The sequence below is a fragment of the Terracoccus luteus genome, from assembly GCF_003635045.1.
GTDB lineage: Bacteria > Actinomycetota > Actinomycetes > Actinomycetales > Dermatophilaceae > Terracoccus > Terracoccus luteus.
In genome coordinates, this window is record NZ_RBXT01000001.1 from 868,054 (window position 1) to 883,214 (window position 15,161).

Consider the following 15,161-nt stretch of genomic DNA (forward strand, 5'->3'; position numbering starts at 1 on the left):
GCGGTCAGTGGCTCCTCACGTGGATGATGTGCACCGGCTCGGTGTCGGGGCCGAGGCGCACGTAGTTGTCCTGCTGCCACTGCCACGTCTGGTTCGTGACGTGGTCGTGGGCGTCGAAGGTCGACCAGGTCGCCATACCCATCGCCTCGAGGTCGAGGTGTACCCAGGTCTCGCGCGTGGCGTGCGGGTCGAGGTTGGCGACGACGAGGACGGTGTCGCGCTCGCCGGTCGAGGGGTCGACGACGCGGCTCTTGGAGTAGACGAGCACGTTCTCGTCGTCGGCCGAGTGGAAGGTGAGGTTGCGCAGCCAGCGCAGCGCCGGGTGCCAGCCGCGGATGTCGTTGAGCCGCTTGAGGTACCAGGCCAGCGACTGCCCCTCGAGGGGACCGCCCGGCTCGTACAGGTACCACTGGCGGTCCTTGTACTCGTACTTCTCGTTGTCGATCTGCTCCTCGGCGCCGGGGCGGGCGACGTCCTCCATGAGCTCGTAGCCGGCGTAGATGCCGTACGTCGGCACCATCGTCGCGGCGACGGCCGCCCGCAGCTTCCACGCCGTCGGCCCGCCGTACTGCATGTAGGGGGTGAGGATGTCGTGGGTCGTCGGCCAGAACGACGGGCGCATGTAGGCGGCCGGCTCGCCGGCGAGCTCGCGGCCGTACTCCTCGAGCTCCCACCGGGCGTCTCGCCAGGCGTAGTACGTGTAGCTCTGCTGGAAGCCGGCCTTGGCGAGGGCGTGCATCATCGCCGGCTTGGTGAAGGCCTCCGAGAGCCAGATCGTCTCGGGGTGCTCCTTCGCGACGTCGGCGATGAGCCACTGCCAGAAGGCGACCGGCTTGGTGTGCGGGTTGTCGACGCGGAAGATGCGGACGCCGTGGTCGAGCCAGACCTGGATGACCCGGCGCACCTCGGCGTAGGCCCCGGCGGGGTCGTTGTCGAAGTTGAGCGGGTAGATGTCCTGGTACTTCTTCGGCGGGTTCTCGGCGTAGGCGATGGTGCCGTCGGCGCGCGTCGTGAACAGCTCGGGGTGGGTCTGCACCCACGGGTGGTCCGGGGAGGCCTGCAGCGCGATGTCGAGGGCGACCTCGAGACCGTTCTCCTGCGCCTGCGCGACGAAGTGGTCGAAGTCCTCGAAGGTGCCGAGGTCGGGGTGCAGCGCGTCGTGCCCGCCGTCGGGGGAGCCGATGGCGTAGGGCGAGCCGGGGTCTCCGGGCTCGGAGACGAGGCTGTTGTTGCGGCCCTTTCGGGCCGTCGTGCCGATCGGGTGGATGGGGGTGAGGTAGACGACGTCGAAGCCCATGTCGGCGATGGCCGGCAGGCGCAGCGCCGCCGAGCGGAACGTGCCCGAGACCCACTCGCCCGTCTCGTCGTCCTTGCGGGCCCCTTCGGAGCGGGGGAACATCTCGTACCAGGCGCCGAAGAGGGCGCGCTCGCGCTCGACCAGGAGGGTGAACTCCCTGGTCGGGGAGACGAACTCGCGCAGCGGCAGCAGCGCCGCCAGCCCGCGCAGGTCGTCGGAGGCGGCCACCGCGAACCGGGCGGCGGCCGGCCGCGAGGTGTCGCGCAGCGCCGTCAGGCCCTCGTCGACCGCCGTGGTGTCGGCGCCCTGGCCCGCGACGGCGGTGCGCAGCCGCTCGAGCACCGTGACCCCCTCGGCGCACATGAGCTCTTCGTCGATGCCCGCGCCGATCTTGATTCCGGCGTCGTGCAGCCACGTCGCGTAGGGGTCGGACCAGCCCTCGACGCGGTAGGTCCACCACCCGGGGGAGTCGGCGACGACGGTGGCGCTCCACCAGCTCAGGCCGGGGTTGTCCGGGTGCATCGGGAAGTGGTGCTCGCGACCGTCGGGCCCGGTGAGCACCGCCGTCGCGTTGACGGCGTCGTGCCCCTCGCGGAAGACCCGCGCCGCGACGACGAACTCCTCGCCCTCGACCGACTTCGCCGGCAGCGAGCCACCCTCGACGAGGGGGCGCACCTCGGTGACGGGGATGCGGCCGAACGGGGTCGCACCACCCGGCATCCCCTCGACGGTGGGCGGGGTGCTGACCGGGTGCTCGGGGGCGAGGCTGACACCACCCGCTCCCGCCTCGGCGGTGTCGAGGACGCCCACCGCCGTCGGGTCGTCGTCGCGGCCGGTGGCAGGCGCGACGCTGCTGGTGGTGCCCTGGGCGGGCTCGGGCGGGCGTGGGGTCGCCGATGATCCGGTCACGCCCCCGAACCTATCGAATCGGCTCGCGATTGCACCCTCCGCCCGGGGCCGTGTCCACGGGCTGGTGACGCCGCGGGGTGGGCCACGACCCGGCGGTGAAACCTCGTGCAAGACCTGCAAGAACCCCGCAGGACCGGGGGTCTCGCCCCTATGCTGCTGCTCGTGAAGGCCATCAGACGCTTCAGCGTCCGCACCGTCCTGCCCGCCCGCATCGAGGGTCTCGGCGAGCTCGCCAGCAACCTGCGCTGGTCGTGGCACCCGCCGACCCGGGACCTCTTCGAGAGCATCGACCCCGCGAAGTGGGCGAGCGCCAACGAGGACCCCGTCAAGCTGCTGTCGCGCCTCTCGGCCGACCAGCTCGCGACCCTCGCCGCCGACGACGACTTCGTCGCCCGCGTGGAGGCCGCGCACGACGACCTGCGCCACTACCTGACGGACGAGCGCTGGTACCAGACCTGGAGCCGCGAGCAGCAGGACGGCGGTCACGCCGCGCCCGCCGCCATCGCCTACTTCAGCCCGGAGTTCGGCATCACCGCGGTGCTGCCGCAGTACTCCGGCGGGCTCGGCATCCTCGCCGGCGACCACCTCAAGTCGGCCTCCGACCTCGGCGTGCCGATCGTCGGCGTCGGCCTGTTCTACAAGACGGGCTACTTCAAGCAGGCCCTCAGCCGCGACGGCTGGCAGGTCGAGAGCTACCCCGTGCTCGACCCCGACGGGCTGCCGCTGTCGCTGCTGCGCGAGGCCGACGGCACGCCGGCCGTCATCTCCGTGACGCTGCCCGCCGGCCGCCTCCTCAAGGCCCACGTCTGGCGCGCCCAGGTCGGCCGGGTGCCGCTGCTGCTGCTCGACTCCGACGTGGCCGACAACGACGAGCCGACCCGCCGCGTCACCGAGACGCTCTACGGCGGGGGCGGCGACACCCGCCTCGAGCAGGAGCTGCTGCTCGGCGTCGGCGGCGTACGCGCCCTGCGCCTGTGGTCGCGGCTGTCCGGCGCCCCGACGCCGGAGGTCTACCACACCAACGAGGGCCACGCCGGCTTCCTCGGTGTCGAGCGCATCACCGAGCTCGTCCGCGACCACGGCCTCACCTTCGACGAGGCGCTCGAGGCGGTGCGGGCCGCGACGGTCTTCACGACGCACACGCCCGTGCCCGCCGGCATCGACCGCTTCTCGGCCGAGAAGATCAACCTCTACTTCGGCGGCGCCAACTCGGTGCCGGGCGTGCCGGTCGACCGGCTGCTCGCCCTCGGCGCCGAGGACTACGAGGGCGGCCAGCCCGGCATCTTCAACATGGCCGTGATGGGCCTGCGCCTCGCCCAGCGCGCCAACGGCGTCTCGCAGCTGCACGGCGTCGTCAGCCGCGAGATGTTCGACGGGCTGTGGCCGGGCTTCGACGACGTCGAGGTGCCGATCACCAGCATCACCAACGGTGTCCACGCCCCGACGTGGGTCGACCGCTCCGTCTACGACGTGGCGCGGCGCCACCTCGGCACCGCCGACATCGCCGGTGCCGACGCCTGGGACCGCATCGACGAGGTGCCCGCGGATGCCGTGTGGTCGACGAAGCGCGAGATGCGCGGCAAGCTCGTGGCCGAGGCCCGCCGGCGGGTGCGCGCGTCGTGGCAGAAGCGTGGCGCCTCCGACGCCGAGCTCGGCTGGATCAACGACGTGCTCGACCCCGACGTGCTGACCATCGGCTTCGCGCGCCGCGTGCCGACGTACAAGCGCCTCACGCTCATGCTCAGCGACAAGGAGCGCCTGCGCAGCCTCCTGCTGCACCCGGAGCGGCCCATCCAGCTCGTCATCGCGGGCAAGTCGCACCCGGCCGACGAGACCGGCAAGCGCCTCATCCAGGAGATGGTGCAGTTCGCCGACGAGGCCGACGTGCGCCACCGCATCGTCTTCCTGCCCAACTACGACATCGCCATGGCGCAGAGCCTGTACCCGGGCTGCGACGTGTGGCTCAACAACCCGCTGCGCCCGTTCGAGGCGTGCGGCACGTCGGGCATGAAGGCGGCCCTCAACGGCGGCCTCAACCTGTCCATCCTCGACGGGTGGTGGGACGAGTGGTTCGACGGGCGCAACGGCTGGGCCATCCCGACGGCCGACGGCGTCGAGGACCCCGACCGCCGTGACGACATCGAGGCGACCGCGCTCTACGACCTCATCGAGAACAGCGTCGCCGCCTCGTTCTACGACCGGGACGCCGACGGCCTGCCGCAGGGCTGGATCTCGATGATGACCCACACCCTCAAGACCCTCGGCCCGAAGGTGCTGGCCAGCCGCATGGTGCAGGACTACACGCAGCAGCTCTACAGCCCGGCGGCGGCAGCCGGCCGCTCGGTCGGCGAGAACGAGTTCGGCGGTGCCCGCTCGCTCGCCGCCTACAAGGCCCGGGTGCGCTCGGCGTGGTCGCGGGTCAAGGTCGAGCACGTGGAGCCCTCCGGCGTCTCCGACTCGCCGCAGATCGGCGACACCCTGCAGCTGCGGGCCTTCGTCGACCTCGGCGGCCTGACGCCCGAGGACGTCGAGGTGCAGCTCGTGCACGGTCACGTCAACGAGAGCGACCAGCTGCGCGACGTCGAGATCGCCCCGCTCGAGGTGACCGAGAACTACGAGGGCGGGCGCTACCAGTTCGCCGGTACCCAGCCCCTGCGTCGCACCGGCTCGTTCGGCTACAACGTGCGCATCGTTCCGCGCAACGCCTCCCTCGCCGGGGCGGCCGAGCTCGGTCTGGCCCGCAACGCCTGACGCCTCGGCCGGCTCCTCGGCCGGCTCCTGGCTGACGCCACGACGACGGCGCCCACCTGCTCAGGTGGGCGCCGTCGCGCTGCCCCGTCGGAGGGCGCGGGTCAGGCGGCCCGCCACACCTGCATCGACGACGGACCGACCGCCAGCGTGCTGCCGGCGTCCACGGGTTCGCCTGTGCCCGAGGGGGTCTCGTCGGTGCTGTCCCAGAGCCGTTCGAAGCGGTGCACCCCCGGGGGGGAGGGTAGGCGCAGGTCGACCTCGTGGGCGGAGCCGTTGACGACGACGAGCACCGAGCGCTCACCGAGCCACGAACCGTTGAAGAAGGCCTGCAGCACCGACACGGCCGGCCCGTCGAACCGATCGCCCATCTGCTCGCCGTCGGCGGCGTACCACGACAGGTCGGTCGAGCCGTCGTCGTGCACCTGACGGCCGGAGAAGAAGGTCCTCTGGCGCAGCACCGGGTGCTCGCGGCGCAGGGCCGTGAGGTGGCGGGTGGTCGCGAGCAGGTCGTCCTGCCAGGGCTCCAGCTGCCAGTCGAGCCAGGTGATCTCGTTGTCCTGGCAGTAGGCGTTGTTGTTGCCGCGCTGCGACCGGCCGAGCTCGTCGCCGGAGGTCAGCATCGGCACGCCGGTGGCGAGCAGGAGGGTGCCGAGCAGGTTGCGCATCGAGCGGCGGCGGCGCGCCAGCACCGCCTCGTCGACGGCCCATCCCTCCGCGCCGTGGTGGTACGAGCGGTTGTCGTCGGTGCCGTCGCGGCCGCCCTCGCCGTTGGCCCCGTTGTGCTTGAGGGAGTACGCCGTGAGGTCGGCGAGGGTGAATCCGTCGTGGGCGGTGACGAAGTTGACCGAGGCGATGGCGCCACGGTCCCGCCCGTCGAACATGTCCTGCGACCCGGCGAACCGAGTCGCGAGCTCACGCACCCCGTGACCGGGCCGACCGGCATCCGACGCGGCGAGGTCGCTGAGCCAGAACGTGCGCGCGGTGTCACGGAACCGGTCGTTCCACTCCGAGAACGGCGGCGGGAACTGCCCGGTGCGCCACCCGTGCAGGCCGACGTCCCACGGCTCCGCGATGAGCTTGACCTCCGACAGGACGGGGTCGGTGCGCAGCGCGACGTGGAAGGGGTGGTCGGGGTCGTAGCCGTCGTCCTTGCCGCGGGCGAGGGCCACCGCCAGGTCGAAGCGGAAGCCGTCGACGTGGCACTCCTGCACCCAGTAGCGCAGCGAGTCGAGCACCATGCGGGTCACGACGGGGTGGGTCAGGTCGAGGGTGTTGCCGCAGCCCGTCACGTCGACGTCGTTGCCGCGCTCGTCGAGGCGGTAGTAGGCACGGTGGTCGAGACCGCGCCACGAGAGCGTCATACCGGCGCGGTGCTGCTCGGCGGTGTGGTTGTAGACGACGTCGAGCAGCACCTCGATGCCGGCGGCGTGCAGGTCGCGCACCATCGCCTTGAACTCCTCGAGCACGCCCTGCGGGTCGGTCGCCGCGGCGTACGCGGCGTGGGGGGCGAAGAAGCCGAGCGTGTTGTAGCCCCAGTGGTTTCGCAGTCCGCGACGCACGAGCTCGGGCTCGTCGGCGAAGGCGTGCACGGGCAGCAGCTCGACCGCGGTGACACCGAGCGCGAGCAGGTGCGCGACGAAGGCCGGGTGCGCGAGACCGGCGTACGTGCCACGCAGGCGCTCGGGCACCTCCGGGTGCAGGGCGGTCGCGTTCTTGACGTGCACCTCGTAGACGACGCTCTCGCGCAGGGTGCGGCGGGGGAGGACGTCGTCGCCCCAGTCGAACTCGTCGTCGACGACGACGCAGCGCGGGACGTGCGCGGCCGAGTCGCGGTCGTCGCGGACGGTGAGGTCGCCGCGCAGGGTGTCGTCGACGCGGTGCCCGTGGAGCGACGCGTCGGGGCCCACGGTGCCGTCGAGGGCGCGCGCGTACGGGTCGAGCAGCAGCTTGTCGGCGTTGTGCACGAGGGAGCGCGCCGGGTCCCACTCGCCGTCGACGCGGAGGGCGTAGCGCTGACCCGCGCGCACCCCGTCGAGGTGGCCGAACCAGAAGCCGTGCGCACGGTGCGGCAGACGGACCCGTCGCTCGTGCTCGGCCCCGTCGGCATCCGTGTCGAAGAGGCACACGTCGACGGATGCCGCGTGGCCGGCGTACACGCAGAAGCGCGCCCCGTCGGGGGTGAGGTGGACGCCGGGAGGGGGCGGCAGGTCGGGTGGTGCGGCGGCCCGGCCGAGGTCGGGGGAGTCGCTCGGCGTCGGGCTCATGGGGGCGAGCCTAGGGGTGGGCGGGTGACGGCGCCGGGGCGCGAGGTGAGGTGACGACCCCTGCGACGGGTCGTTACGGTTGGGGCCATGAGCGACCCGACCTCACTGCCCAACTTCATGCCGGCCACCCCCGCCGGCCCCAACGGCTCCGGCCAGAGCGAGAACCCGGTGCGCGACCGCATCCTGTCCGTACTGACCAGCCCGCCCATCGGCCTGGAGGCCCAGGTCGACGGCGACGGTGACATCGAGTTCAAGATCGTCGACGAGCAGGGCCAGGCCACGACGCTGTTCGCCCGCGTCGCCGAGGGCGAGCTGCCGCTCGTGCGCTTCTTCGGCCAGTGGCAGCTGCAGGAGCCCGTCTCGCCCGATCGCAACGAGCGCATCGCGCGCTGCAACGACCTCACGCTCCAGCTCAACATCGTCAAGCTGACCCTCGTGCAGGAGAGCCTCGTCGTCTCGGCCGAGCACGTCGTGACGCCGAACGCCGACCTCGACACCCTCGTCCCGCTCTCCGTCAACCTCATCCTCCAGGCCGTCGGGTTCTTCTACCAGTCGTGGCAGCCGGCCGAGGGCGTCCCCGCGGACGGCCAGTGACGATGGAGTTCGTCCGGCTCGAGGTCGAGGGCGGGGTCGGCACGATCCGCCTCGACCGGCCGAAGATGAACGCCCTCAACGTGCAGGTGCAGGACGAGATCCGTGCCTGCGCCGAGGAGGCGACCGCGCGCGACGACGTCAAGGCCGTCGTCGTGTGGGGCGGCGAGAAGGTGTTCGCCGCCGGGGCGGACATCAAGGAGATGGCGACGATGTCGTACACCGACATGGTCGCCCGCTCCGGCCCGCTGCAGGCGTCGCTCGGTGCGGTCGCCCGCATCCCGAAGCCGACGATCGCGGCCATCACCGGCTACGCGCTCGGCGGAGGCTGCGAGCTGGCGCTGTGCTGCGACTTCCGCGTCGTCGCCGACGACGCCAGGCTCGGCCAGCCCGAGATCCTCCTCGGCATCATCCCCGGCGCCGGTGGCACGCAGCGCCTCGCGCGCCTCGTCGGCCCGGCCAAGGCCAAGGAGCTCATCTTCGGCGGTCGCTTCGTCGACGCGCAGGAGGCGCTCGAGATCGGGCTGGCCGACCTCGTCGTCCCCGCCGCCGACGTGCACGAGACCGCCGTCGCGTGGGCCCGGCGCTACACGGGCGCCGCGTCGTTCGCGATCCGCGCCGCCAAGGAGGCCATCGACCGCGGGGTCGAGACCGACCTCGAGACGGGGCTGGAGATCGAGCGGATGCTCTTCGCCGGCCTCTTCGCCACCCGCGACCGCGAGATCGGCATGGCCTCGTTCGTCGAGAACGGGCCGGGCAAGGCACGGTTCGAGGGCCGGTGAGCCGGTGAGCGGCCCGTGAGCGACCCGGATGCCGAGGGGCGGGCATCCGCCCCCCTCGACGTCCTCGTCGCCTACGTCCCCCCGTCGCACACCGAGGCGCTGCTCGCCGCCCTCTTCGCCGCCGGCGCGGGCGCGGTGGGGGAGTACCGCGAGTGCGCCTGGGTGACGAGCGGCACCGGCCGGTTCCGGCCCGTCGGGGCGGCCCGTCCCACCGTCGGCTTGGTCGGCGAGCTCGAGCTGCTGCCCGAGGACCGCGTCGAGCTCGTCCTCGAGCGCCCGTTGCGGCGGCAGGTGGTCGCGGCCCTGCGGGCGGCCCACCCGTACGAGACTCCGGCCTTCCACCTCATCGAGAGCGCAGACCCCGACGCCTGACCCGGCGTCGAGGCTCCCGCGTCCGGTGTGCGTGCGTTCGGCACCTCCGAGCCGCCGGGGGTGTCAGGCGCACATCACGTCGTGCGTCCGGCACCCCTGGACGGTCGGGGGTGCCGGACGCACGTGTGTGATGCCGGACCCGCCCAATGGACCGCGCTTGGTATCACACAGCGTCGTGGTCCCCGCGTTCGGCATCACACAGGGGCCGGATGCGGGGTGGGGCGGGCTCCGCGGGCGAGCGCGGTCCGCCGTCGGCGCACCCGGCCACGGCGAGGCGGGCACGGGAACGTCCGCGCGGCCACCCGGCATCCGTGGTGAGCGTCACGCGGCGACCGCTCGAACTAAGCGAGCGCTCAGTGAGAGGATGGAGGCAGCGCCGGGGCGACCTCCGGCTGGCCGTATGCGGCCCGACATGACCCGGCGAGACAAGGACGTTGCCACATGAACATCGTCGTCTGCGTGAAGTACGTGCCCGACGCACAGGCGGAGCGCACTTTCAGCGAGTCCGACAAGACCACCGACCGCGAGCACGTCGACGGGCTGCTCAGCGAGCTCGACGAGTACGCGGTCGAGGAGGCCCTCAAGATCGTCGAGGCCGGCGACGGTGAGGTCACCGTGCTGACGGTCGGCCCCGACGGCGCCGCCGACGCCATCAAGAAGGCCCTGCAGATGGGCGCCCACAAGGGCGTGCACGTCAACGACGACGCCATCCACGGCTCCGACGCGGTGGGCACGTCGACGATCCTGGCCGCCGCCATCGAGAAGATCGGCGCCGAGTCGAGCGTCGACCTCGTCATGACGGGAATGGCAAGCACCGACGGCACGATGGGCGTCGTCCCGGCCATGCTCGCCGAGCGGCTGGGCCTGCCGGCCGTCACCTTCGCGAGCGAGCTGACGGTCGAGGGCGACACCGCGACCATCCGCCGCGACAACGACGCGTCGACCCAGACGATCACGGCCACGCTGCCCGCGCTCGTCTCCGTCACCGACCAGATCAACGAGCCGCGCTACCCCTCGTTCAAGGGGATCATGGCCGCCAAGAAGAAGCCGGTGCAGCAGTGGTCGCTCGCCGACATCGGTGTCGACGCCGGTGACGTGGGCCTCGACGCCGCGTGGACCAAGGTCGAGGCGTTCGCCGCCCGCCCGCCGCGCAGCCAGGGCCAGATCGTGTCCGACGAGGGCGACGGCGGCCAGAAGCTCGCCGCCTTCCTCGGCGAGCACAAGTTCGTCTGACCGCCCCCGCCACCGACTCGAACCCCTGACCCGCACCGCAGGAGCACCCCATGGCTGAAGTTCTCGTCCTCGTCGACCACGTCGACGGCACCGTCCGCAAGACGACCGCCGAGCTGCTGACCATCGCCCGCCGCATCGGCGAGCCGTCGGCCGTCTTCATCGGCGACGGATTCGACACCGCGAAGGAGGCCCTCGCCCGCTACGGCGCCGAGAAGGTCTACCGCACCGCCTCGCCCGAGGTCACCGAGCACCTCGTCGCCCCCCAGGCCGAGCTGCTCGCCCAGCTCGTCGAGCGCACGTCGCCGGCGGCCGTGCTCGTGCCGAGCTCGTTGGAGGGCAAGGAGATCGCCGCCCGCCTCGCCGTCAAGACCCAGTCGGGCCTGATCACCGACGCCGTCGACGTGCAGGCCGGCGAGGGCGGCGGCATCGCCACCACGCAGTCGGTGTTCGCGGGCTCCTACACGGTGTCGGCCACCGTCACCAAGGGCACCCCGATCATCACGGTGAAGCCGAACTCCGCTGCGCCGGAGGAGGTCTCGGGTGCGGCCGCCGACGAGGAGGTCGACTTCACCCCGAGCGACGCCGCCAAGGGCGCGCGCATCACGTCGTCGCAGCCCAAGCAGGCGACGGGTCGCCCCGAGCTCACCGAGGCGGCCATCGTCGTCAGCGGCGGCCGCGGCACGGCCGGCGACTTCTCCAAGGTCGAGGACTTCGCCGACTCGCTCGGCGCGGCCGTCGGTGCCTCGCGCGCGGCCGTCGACGCCGGCTGGTACCCGCACACCTCGCAGGTCGGGCAGACGGGCAAGCAGGTCAGCCCGCAGCTCTATGTGGCGTGCGGCATCTCCGGCGCCATCCAGCACCGCGCCGGCATGCAGACGTCGAAGACGATCGTCGCGGTCAACAAGGACAACGAGGCCCCGATCTTCGAGCTCGTCGACTTCGGTGTCGTGGGTGACCTGTTCGCGGTGCTGCCGCAGGCCACCGACGCCATCACCTCGAGCAAGGGCTGACCCACCGCCCCGCGTCCGCGCGGGGCTCACGACGTGGCCACCCGACCAGCCCCTCAGGTCGGGTGGCCACTCCCGTACCCGGGGACTGCCGACGCGCGAGACCGGGGCGTCGCGCGCGAACGTCCGTGCCCTCCGTGGGCGGTGCCGGACACCGGTGCAGGATGCCGGTGGGCGGGCTCAGGCGGCCGCGTCGGCCTCGGTGGCCCGTCGGCGCCAGCCGCGCACCTGCTCGCGGTTGAGCGTGTAGACCTCCGCGGCGTGACCGAACGCCCACCAGGGCTGGTGCAGCGCCTCGGCCGGCAGGTGGGTCGCCCGCGGCGAGGAGGCCGCCGTCACCTCGATGCGCCCGCGGTCGTTGACGCGCGTGACGTCGGCCAACGGCACCCGCGTGGTGAGCAGCGTGTTGACGACCACCACGGTGTCGCCGCGCAGCTCGATGCGCGTCGTCCAGGCCCGGTAGGCGACGACGACGGCGAGCAGGGCGCAGACCGCGTAGGCCAGCCACGACGGCATCCCACCGACGAGGCGCAGCAGCAGGCGCGCGACGAGGAAGCCGAGCACGGGGGCCATGAGGGCGGTGACGATGCGGTGGGCCGCAGGCGGGCGCAGGGCCGTCGGGGCGGTCATGGGCCCGATCATAGGTGGGTCGGGAGGCGCTCCCGACCGACCTAGAATCTCAGGGTGACGGCCTACCTCGACCACGCGGCGACCACGCCCCTGCTGCCCGCCGCCCTTGCGGCGATGACGCAGCAGCTGGCCACCGTCGGCAACGCGTCGTCACTGCACACGGCCGGCCGCTCGGCCCGCCGGGTCGTCGAGGAGTCGCGCGAGGCCATCGCCCGGGCCGTCGGCGCCCGACCCTCGGAGGTGCTGTTCACCTCCGGTGGCACGGAGTCGGACAACCTCGCGCTCAAGGGCACCTACCGCGCCCGGGTCGCCGCCGACCCCGCCCGTCGGCGGCTGCTCGTCGCGACGACCGAGCACCACGCCGTGCTCGACTGCGTCGAGTACCTCGTTGCCGACGAGGGCGCCGAGGTGACGTGGCTCCATTGCGACGCCGACGGGTTCGTCGGTGTCGACACCGTCCGGGCCGCGATCGAGCGGGACCCGTCGACGGTGTGCCTCGTGTCGGTCATGTGGGCCAACAACGAGGTCGGCACCGTGCAGGACGTCGCCGGCATCGCGGCCGTGGCCCACGAGTACGGGGTGCCGGTGCACACCGACGCCGTGCAGGCGGTCGGGCACCTGCCCGTCGACTTCACCGCGACCGGCGTCGACCTCATGGCCGTCTCGGCGCACAAGCTGGGCGGACCGGTCGGGGTCGGGGCGCTCGTGGCCCGCCGCGACGCGAGGCTCGTGCCCCTCGTGCACGGCGGCGGCCAGGAGCGGCAGGTGCGCTCCGGCACCCTCGACACGGCCGGCATCGTCGCCTTCGCCGCGGCCGTCACCGAGTCGGTGGCCCGGCTCGAGGCCGAGCGCGACCGGCTCGTGCGGCTGCGCGACGACCTCGTCGTGCGCGCGGTGGCCCTCGGCGGCGGCATCCGGCCCGGAGGCCCGTGGCAGCGAGGCGACACGACGCGCCGTCTGCCCGGCAACGCCCACCTCATCGTCCCGGGCTGCGACGGCGACTCGCTGCTCTACCTGCTCGACGCCGCCGGGGTGGCCGTCTCGACCGGATCCGCCTGCCAGGCGGGCGTGCCGCGGCCCAGCCACGTGCTGCTCGCCATGGGGGTTCCCGAGGGTGACGCCGCCGGTGCCCTGCGGGTGACGCTCGGCCACACGAGCACCCAGGCCGACGTCGACGCGTTCGTCGACGCCCTGCCCGCGGCCGTGCAGCGCGCGCGCCGGGCCCGGGAGGCGTCATGAGGGTCGTCGCCGCCATGAGCGGAGGCGTCGACTCGGCCGTCGCCGCCGCCCGCATGCTCGCCGCCGGCCACGAGGTCGTCGGCGTGCACCTCGCCCTCAGCCGCAGCGCGGCGACGCTGCGCGAGTCGGCGCGCGGCTGCTGCACGATCGAGGATGCCGGTGACGCCCGGCGGGTGGCCGACGTCCTCGGCATCCCGTTCTACGTCTGGGACCTCGCGGACCGTTTCGAGCGCGACGTCATCGCCGACTTCACGGCCGAGTACGCCGCTGGGCGCACGCCCAACCCCTGCCTGCGCTGCAACGAGAAGATCAAGTTCGCCGCCCTGCTCGATAAGGCGCTCGCCCTCGGCTTCGACGCGGTCGCCACGGGTCACTACGCGCAGGTCGTCGAGCGGCCCGACGGTCTCGGCGGGGTGCAGCGCGAGCTGCACCGGGCGGTCGACCCGGCCAAGGACCAGAGCTACGTGCTCGGCGTTCTCGACGCCGAGCAGCTCGCCCACGCCTTCTTCCCGCTCGGCGACACCGTCAAGACGCAGGTGCGCGAGGAGGCGGCCGAGCGCGGCTTCTACGTCGCCCGCAAGCCCGACAGCCACGACATCTGCTTCATCCCCGACGGCGACACCCGCGGCTGGCTCGGCCGCCGGCTGGGGGAGGCGCCCGGCGACATCGTCGACACCTCGGGTGAGGTGCTCGGCCGGCACGCGGGCGCGTTCGCGTACACGGTCGGGCAGCGTCGGGGCCTGGCGCTGTCGCGACCGGCGGCGGACGGGCAGCCGCGCTACGTCGTCGAGGTGCGACCCGACTCGAACCAGGTCGTCGTCGGCACCGCGGACCTGCTCGGGGTCGACCTCGTCACGGGCACGCACGCCCGGTGGTGCGGCCCGGCTCCCGAGGGGGAGGTGCGGGTCGGGGCGCAGGTCCGGGCCCACGGCGAGGAGTTCCCGGCGACGGCCACCGCCGGCACCGGGCCTGATGGCGACGAGGTGGTCGTGCGGCTCGACTCCCGCATCCGTGGCGTGGCCCCGGGCCAGTCGGTCGTGCTCTACGACGGCACCCGGGTCGTCGGGTCGGCCACCATCACCGCGTCCCGGCTGCAGCGCAGCCCGGCCTGAGGCTCCACCGGCGGGCGTCACTCGAGGCACCGACCGTCACTCGAGGCTGCGCGTCCACGTGACGGTCCGGGCCGTGGGCGCGAACCCCATCGCCCGGTAGAGCCGCTGCGGCCCGGGGTGGCCGGGGTCGCCCCGCGGGCTGACCTGGGCCCAGCGGGCGCCGAGGTCGCGCAGACGGCGCAGCGCGCCGAGGGTCACGGCGGTGGCCAGGCCGCGGCCGCGGTGGGACGGGACGCAGCCCACGGGCTCGACGAGACCCACCCCGGCGCCGTCGGCCGCGGCCTCGTCGAGCCAGACGAGGCAGGAGGCGACGAGCTCGCCGTCGTCCGTCGTGGCGACCCAGTCCAGCTCGGACCGGTAGGGCCAGGTGGAGGTGACCCGGTCGTAGGCGTGCGCGTCGACCGACGAGGGGCCGACGCTCGACCACGCGTCGGCGTGCACGGCCGCGCGCCGCTCCAGCTCACCCGGCCGTGACAGGTCGACCGGGCGCAGACGGTAGCCGTCGACCTCGGGCGGCGTCGGCAGGGAGCCGGGACCGCCCAGGTCGAGCAGGTGGTGGGTGAACCAGGGCGCGTCGAGGTCCGGGGCGAATCCCGCTGCCGCGAGGGCTGGTTCGCTGACATCGCGCTCCATGACGAGGGCCGACTGCGTCTCGGCGTCGCTGGTGTCCTCGAACCACTCGACGACGTCGTCGGCGAGCTCGGGGTGGTCGGGGTCGACCTGCAGCTCGAGCCAGTCGGGCGACTCGGCCCACCCCAGGGCGACCGCCTGCTCACCGTCGCGCCACAGCGAGACCGGTGGGCGGTCGACCGAGGTGGCGAGGTTCCACGCCAGCTGTCCGGGGTGGAAGCGGCTCACCGGGCTCCAGAGGCGCGAGCTCATGGCCTGCGCCGCCCGCAGGTCGCCCGGGCCTTCGAGGTCGCGACGGGTCACGGTGGCCACGTTAGCCGTGGACGTCCCGTCGACGTGGGCCG

12 protein-coding genes are annotated in these 15,161 nt (G+C 73.1%); 8 read left to right on the forward strand and 4 right to left on the reverse strand.

Features of this window, described 5'->3' with window-relative positions; genetic code table 11:
* Nucleotides 1-4 precede the first annotated feature (4 nt).
* On the reverse strand, nucleotides 5-2,206 hold the full coding sequence (locus DFJ68_RS04030; protein ID WP_121031225.1) for an alpha-1,4-glucan--maltose-1-phosphate maltosyltransferase: 2,202 nt from the start codon (nucleotides 2,204-2,206) through the stop codon (nucleotides 5-7).
* A gap of 162 nt (nucleotides 2,207-2,368) precedes the next feature.
* On the opposite strand from DFJ68_RS04030, the gene glgP reads away from it, so the two are divergent.
* A complete protein-coding gene (gene glgP, locus DFJ68_RS04035; protein ID WP_121035061.1) occupies nucleotides 2,369-4,957 on the forward strand; it encodes an alpha-glucan family phosphorylase in 2,589 nt (862 codons plus the stop codon).
* Between the two features lie 101 nt (nucleotides 4,958-5,058).
* Here glgP and glgX read toward each other — a convergent pair whose 3' ends face one another.
* Nucleotides 5,059-7,221 (reverse strand): glycogen debranching protein GlgX, encoded by a 2,163-nt coding sequence (gene glgX / locus DFJ68_RS04040; RefSeq protein ID WP_121031227.1) that lies wholly within the window; start codon nucleotides 7,219-7,221, stop codon nucleotides 5,059-5,061.
* Between the two features lie 87 nt (nucleotides 7,222-7,308).
* Here glgX and DFJ68_RS04045 point away from each other — a divergent pair, with 87 nt between their 5' ends.
* From DFJ68_RS04045 to DFJ68_RS04065, 5 genes are all read left to right on the forward strand, one after another.
* Entirely contained in the window at nucleotides 7,309-7,815 is a 507-nt protein-coding gene (locus DFJ68_RS04045; protein ID WP_121031229.1) for a hypothetical protein, read from the forward strand.
* Nucleotides 7,816-7,817: 2 nt separating this feature from the next.
* The gene (locus tag DFJ68_RS04050) at nucleotides 7,818-8,594 is read left to right on the forward strand and encodes an enoyl-CoA hydratase/isomerase family protein (RefSeq protein ID WP_121031231.1); all 777 of its coding nucleotides are present in this window, start codon (nucleotides 7,818-7,820) and stop codon (nucleotides 8,592-8,594) included.
* A gap of 15 nt (nucleotides 8,595-8,609) precedes the next feature.
* Nucleotides 8,610-8,966 (forward strand): YqfO family protein, encoded by a 357-nt coding sequence (locus tag DFJ68_RS04055; RefSeq protein ID WP_121031233.1) that lies wholly within the window; start codon nucleotides 8,610-8,612, stop codon nucleotides 8,964-8,966.
* Between the two features lie 441 nt (nucleotides 8,967-9,407).
* Nucleotides 9,408-10,199, forward strand: coding sequence for an electron transfer flavoprotein subunit beta/FixA family protein (locus tag DFJ68_RS04060; protein WP_121031235.1), 792 nt, complete (start codon nucleotides 9,408-9,410; stop codon nucleotides 10,197-10,199).
* Nucleotides 10,200-10,249: 50 nt separating this feature from the next.
* Nucleotides 10,250-11,209 (forward strand): electron transfer flavoprotein subunit alpha/FixB family protein, encoded by a 960-nt coding sequence (locus tag DFJ68_RS04065; RefSeq protein ID WP_121031237.1) that lies wholly within the window; start codon nucleotides 10,250-10,252, stop codon nucleotides 11,207-11,209.
* Nucleotides 11,210-11,386: 177 nt separating this feature from the next.
* On the opposite strand, the gene DFJ68_RS04070 is transcribed toward DFJ68_RS04065, so the two are convergent.
* Entirely contained in the window at nucleotides 11,387-11,836 is a 450-nt protein-coding gene (locus DFJ68_RS04070) for a hypothetical protein (protein WP_147431509.1), read from the reverse strand.
* Nucleotides 11,837-11,890: 54 nt separating this feature from the next.
* Between DFJ68_RS04070 and DFJ68_RS04075 the strand changes: the two genes are divergently transcribed.
* On the forward strand, nucleotides 11,891-13,075 hold the full coding sequence (locus tag DFJ68_RS04075; protein WP_121031241.1) for a cysteine desulfurase family protein: 1,185 nt from the start codon (nucleotides 11,891-11,893) through the stop codon (nucleotides 13,073-13,075).
* Nucleotides 13,072-14,187 (forward strand): tRNA 2-thiouridine(34) synthase MnmA, encoded by a 1,116-nt coding sequence (mnmA, locus tag DFJ68_RS04080; protein WP_121031243.1) that lies wholly within the window; start codon nucleotides 13,072-13,074, stop codon nucleotides 14,185-14,187. Before DFJ68_RS04075 ends, mnmA begins: the two co-directional genes overlap by 4 nt.
* A gap of 36 nt (nucleotides 14,188-14,223) precedes the next feature.
* On the opposite strand, the gene DFJ68_RS04085 is transcribed toward mnmA, so the two are convergent.
* A complete protein-coding gene (locus DFJ68_RS04085; RefSeq protein ID WP_245963448.1) occupies nucleotides 14,224-15,120 on the reverse strand; it encodes a GNAT family N-acetyltransferase in 897 nt (298 codons plus the stop codon).
* Nucleotides 15,121-15,161 lie beyond the last annotated feature (41 nt).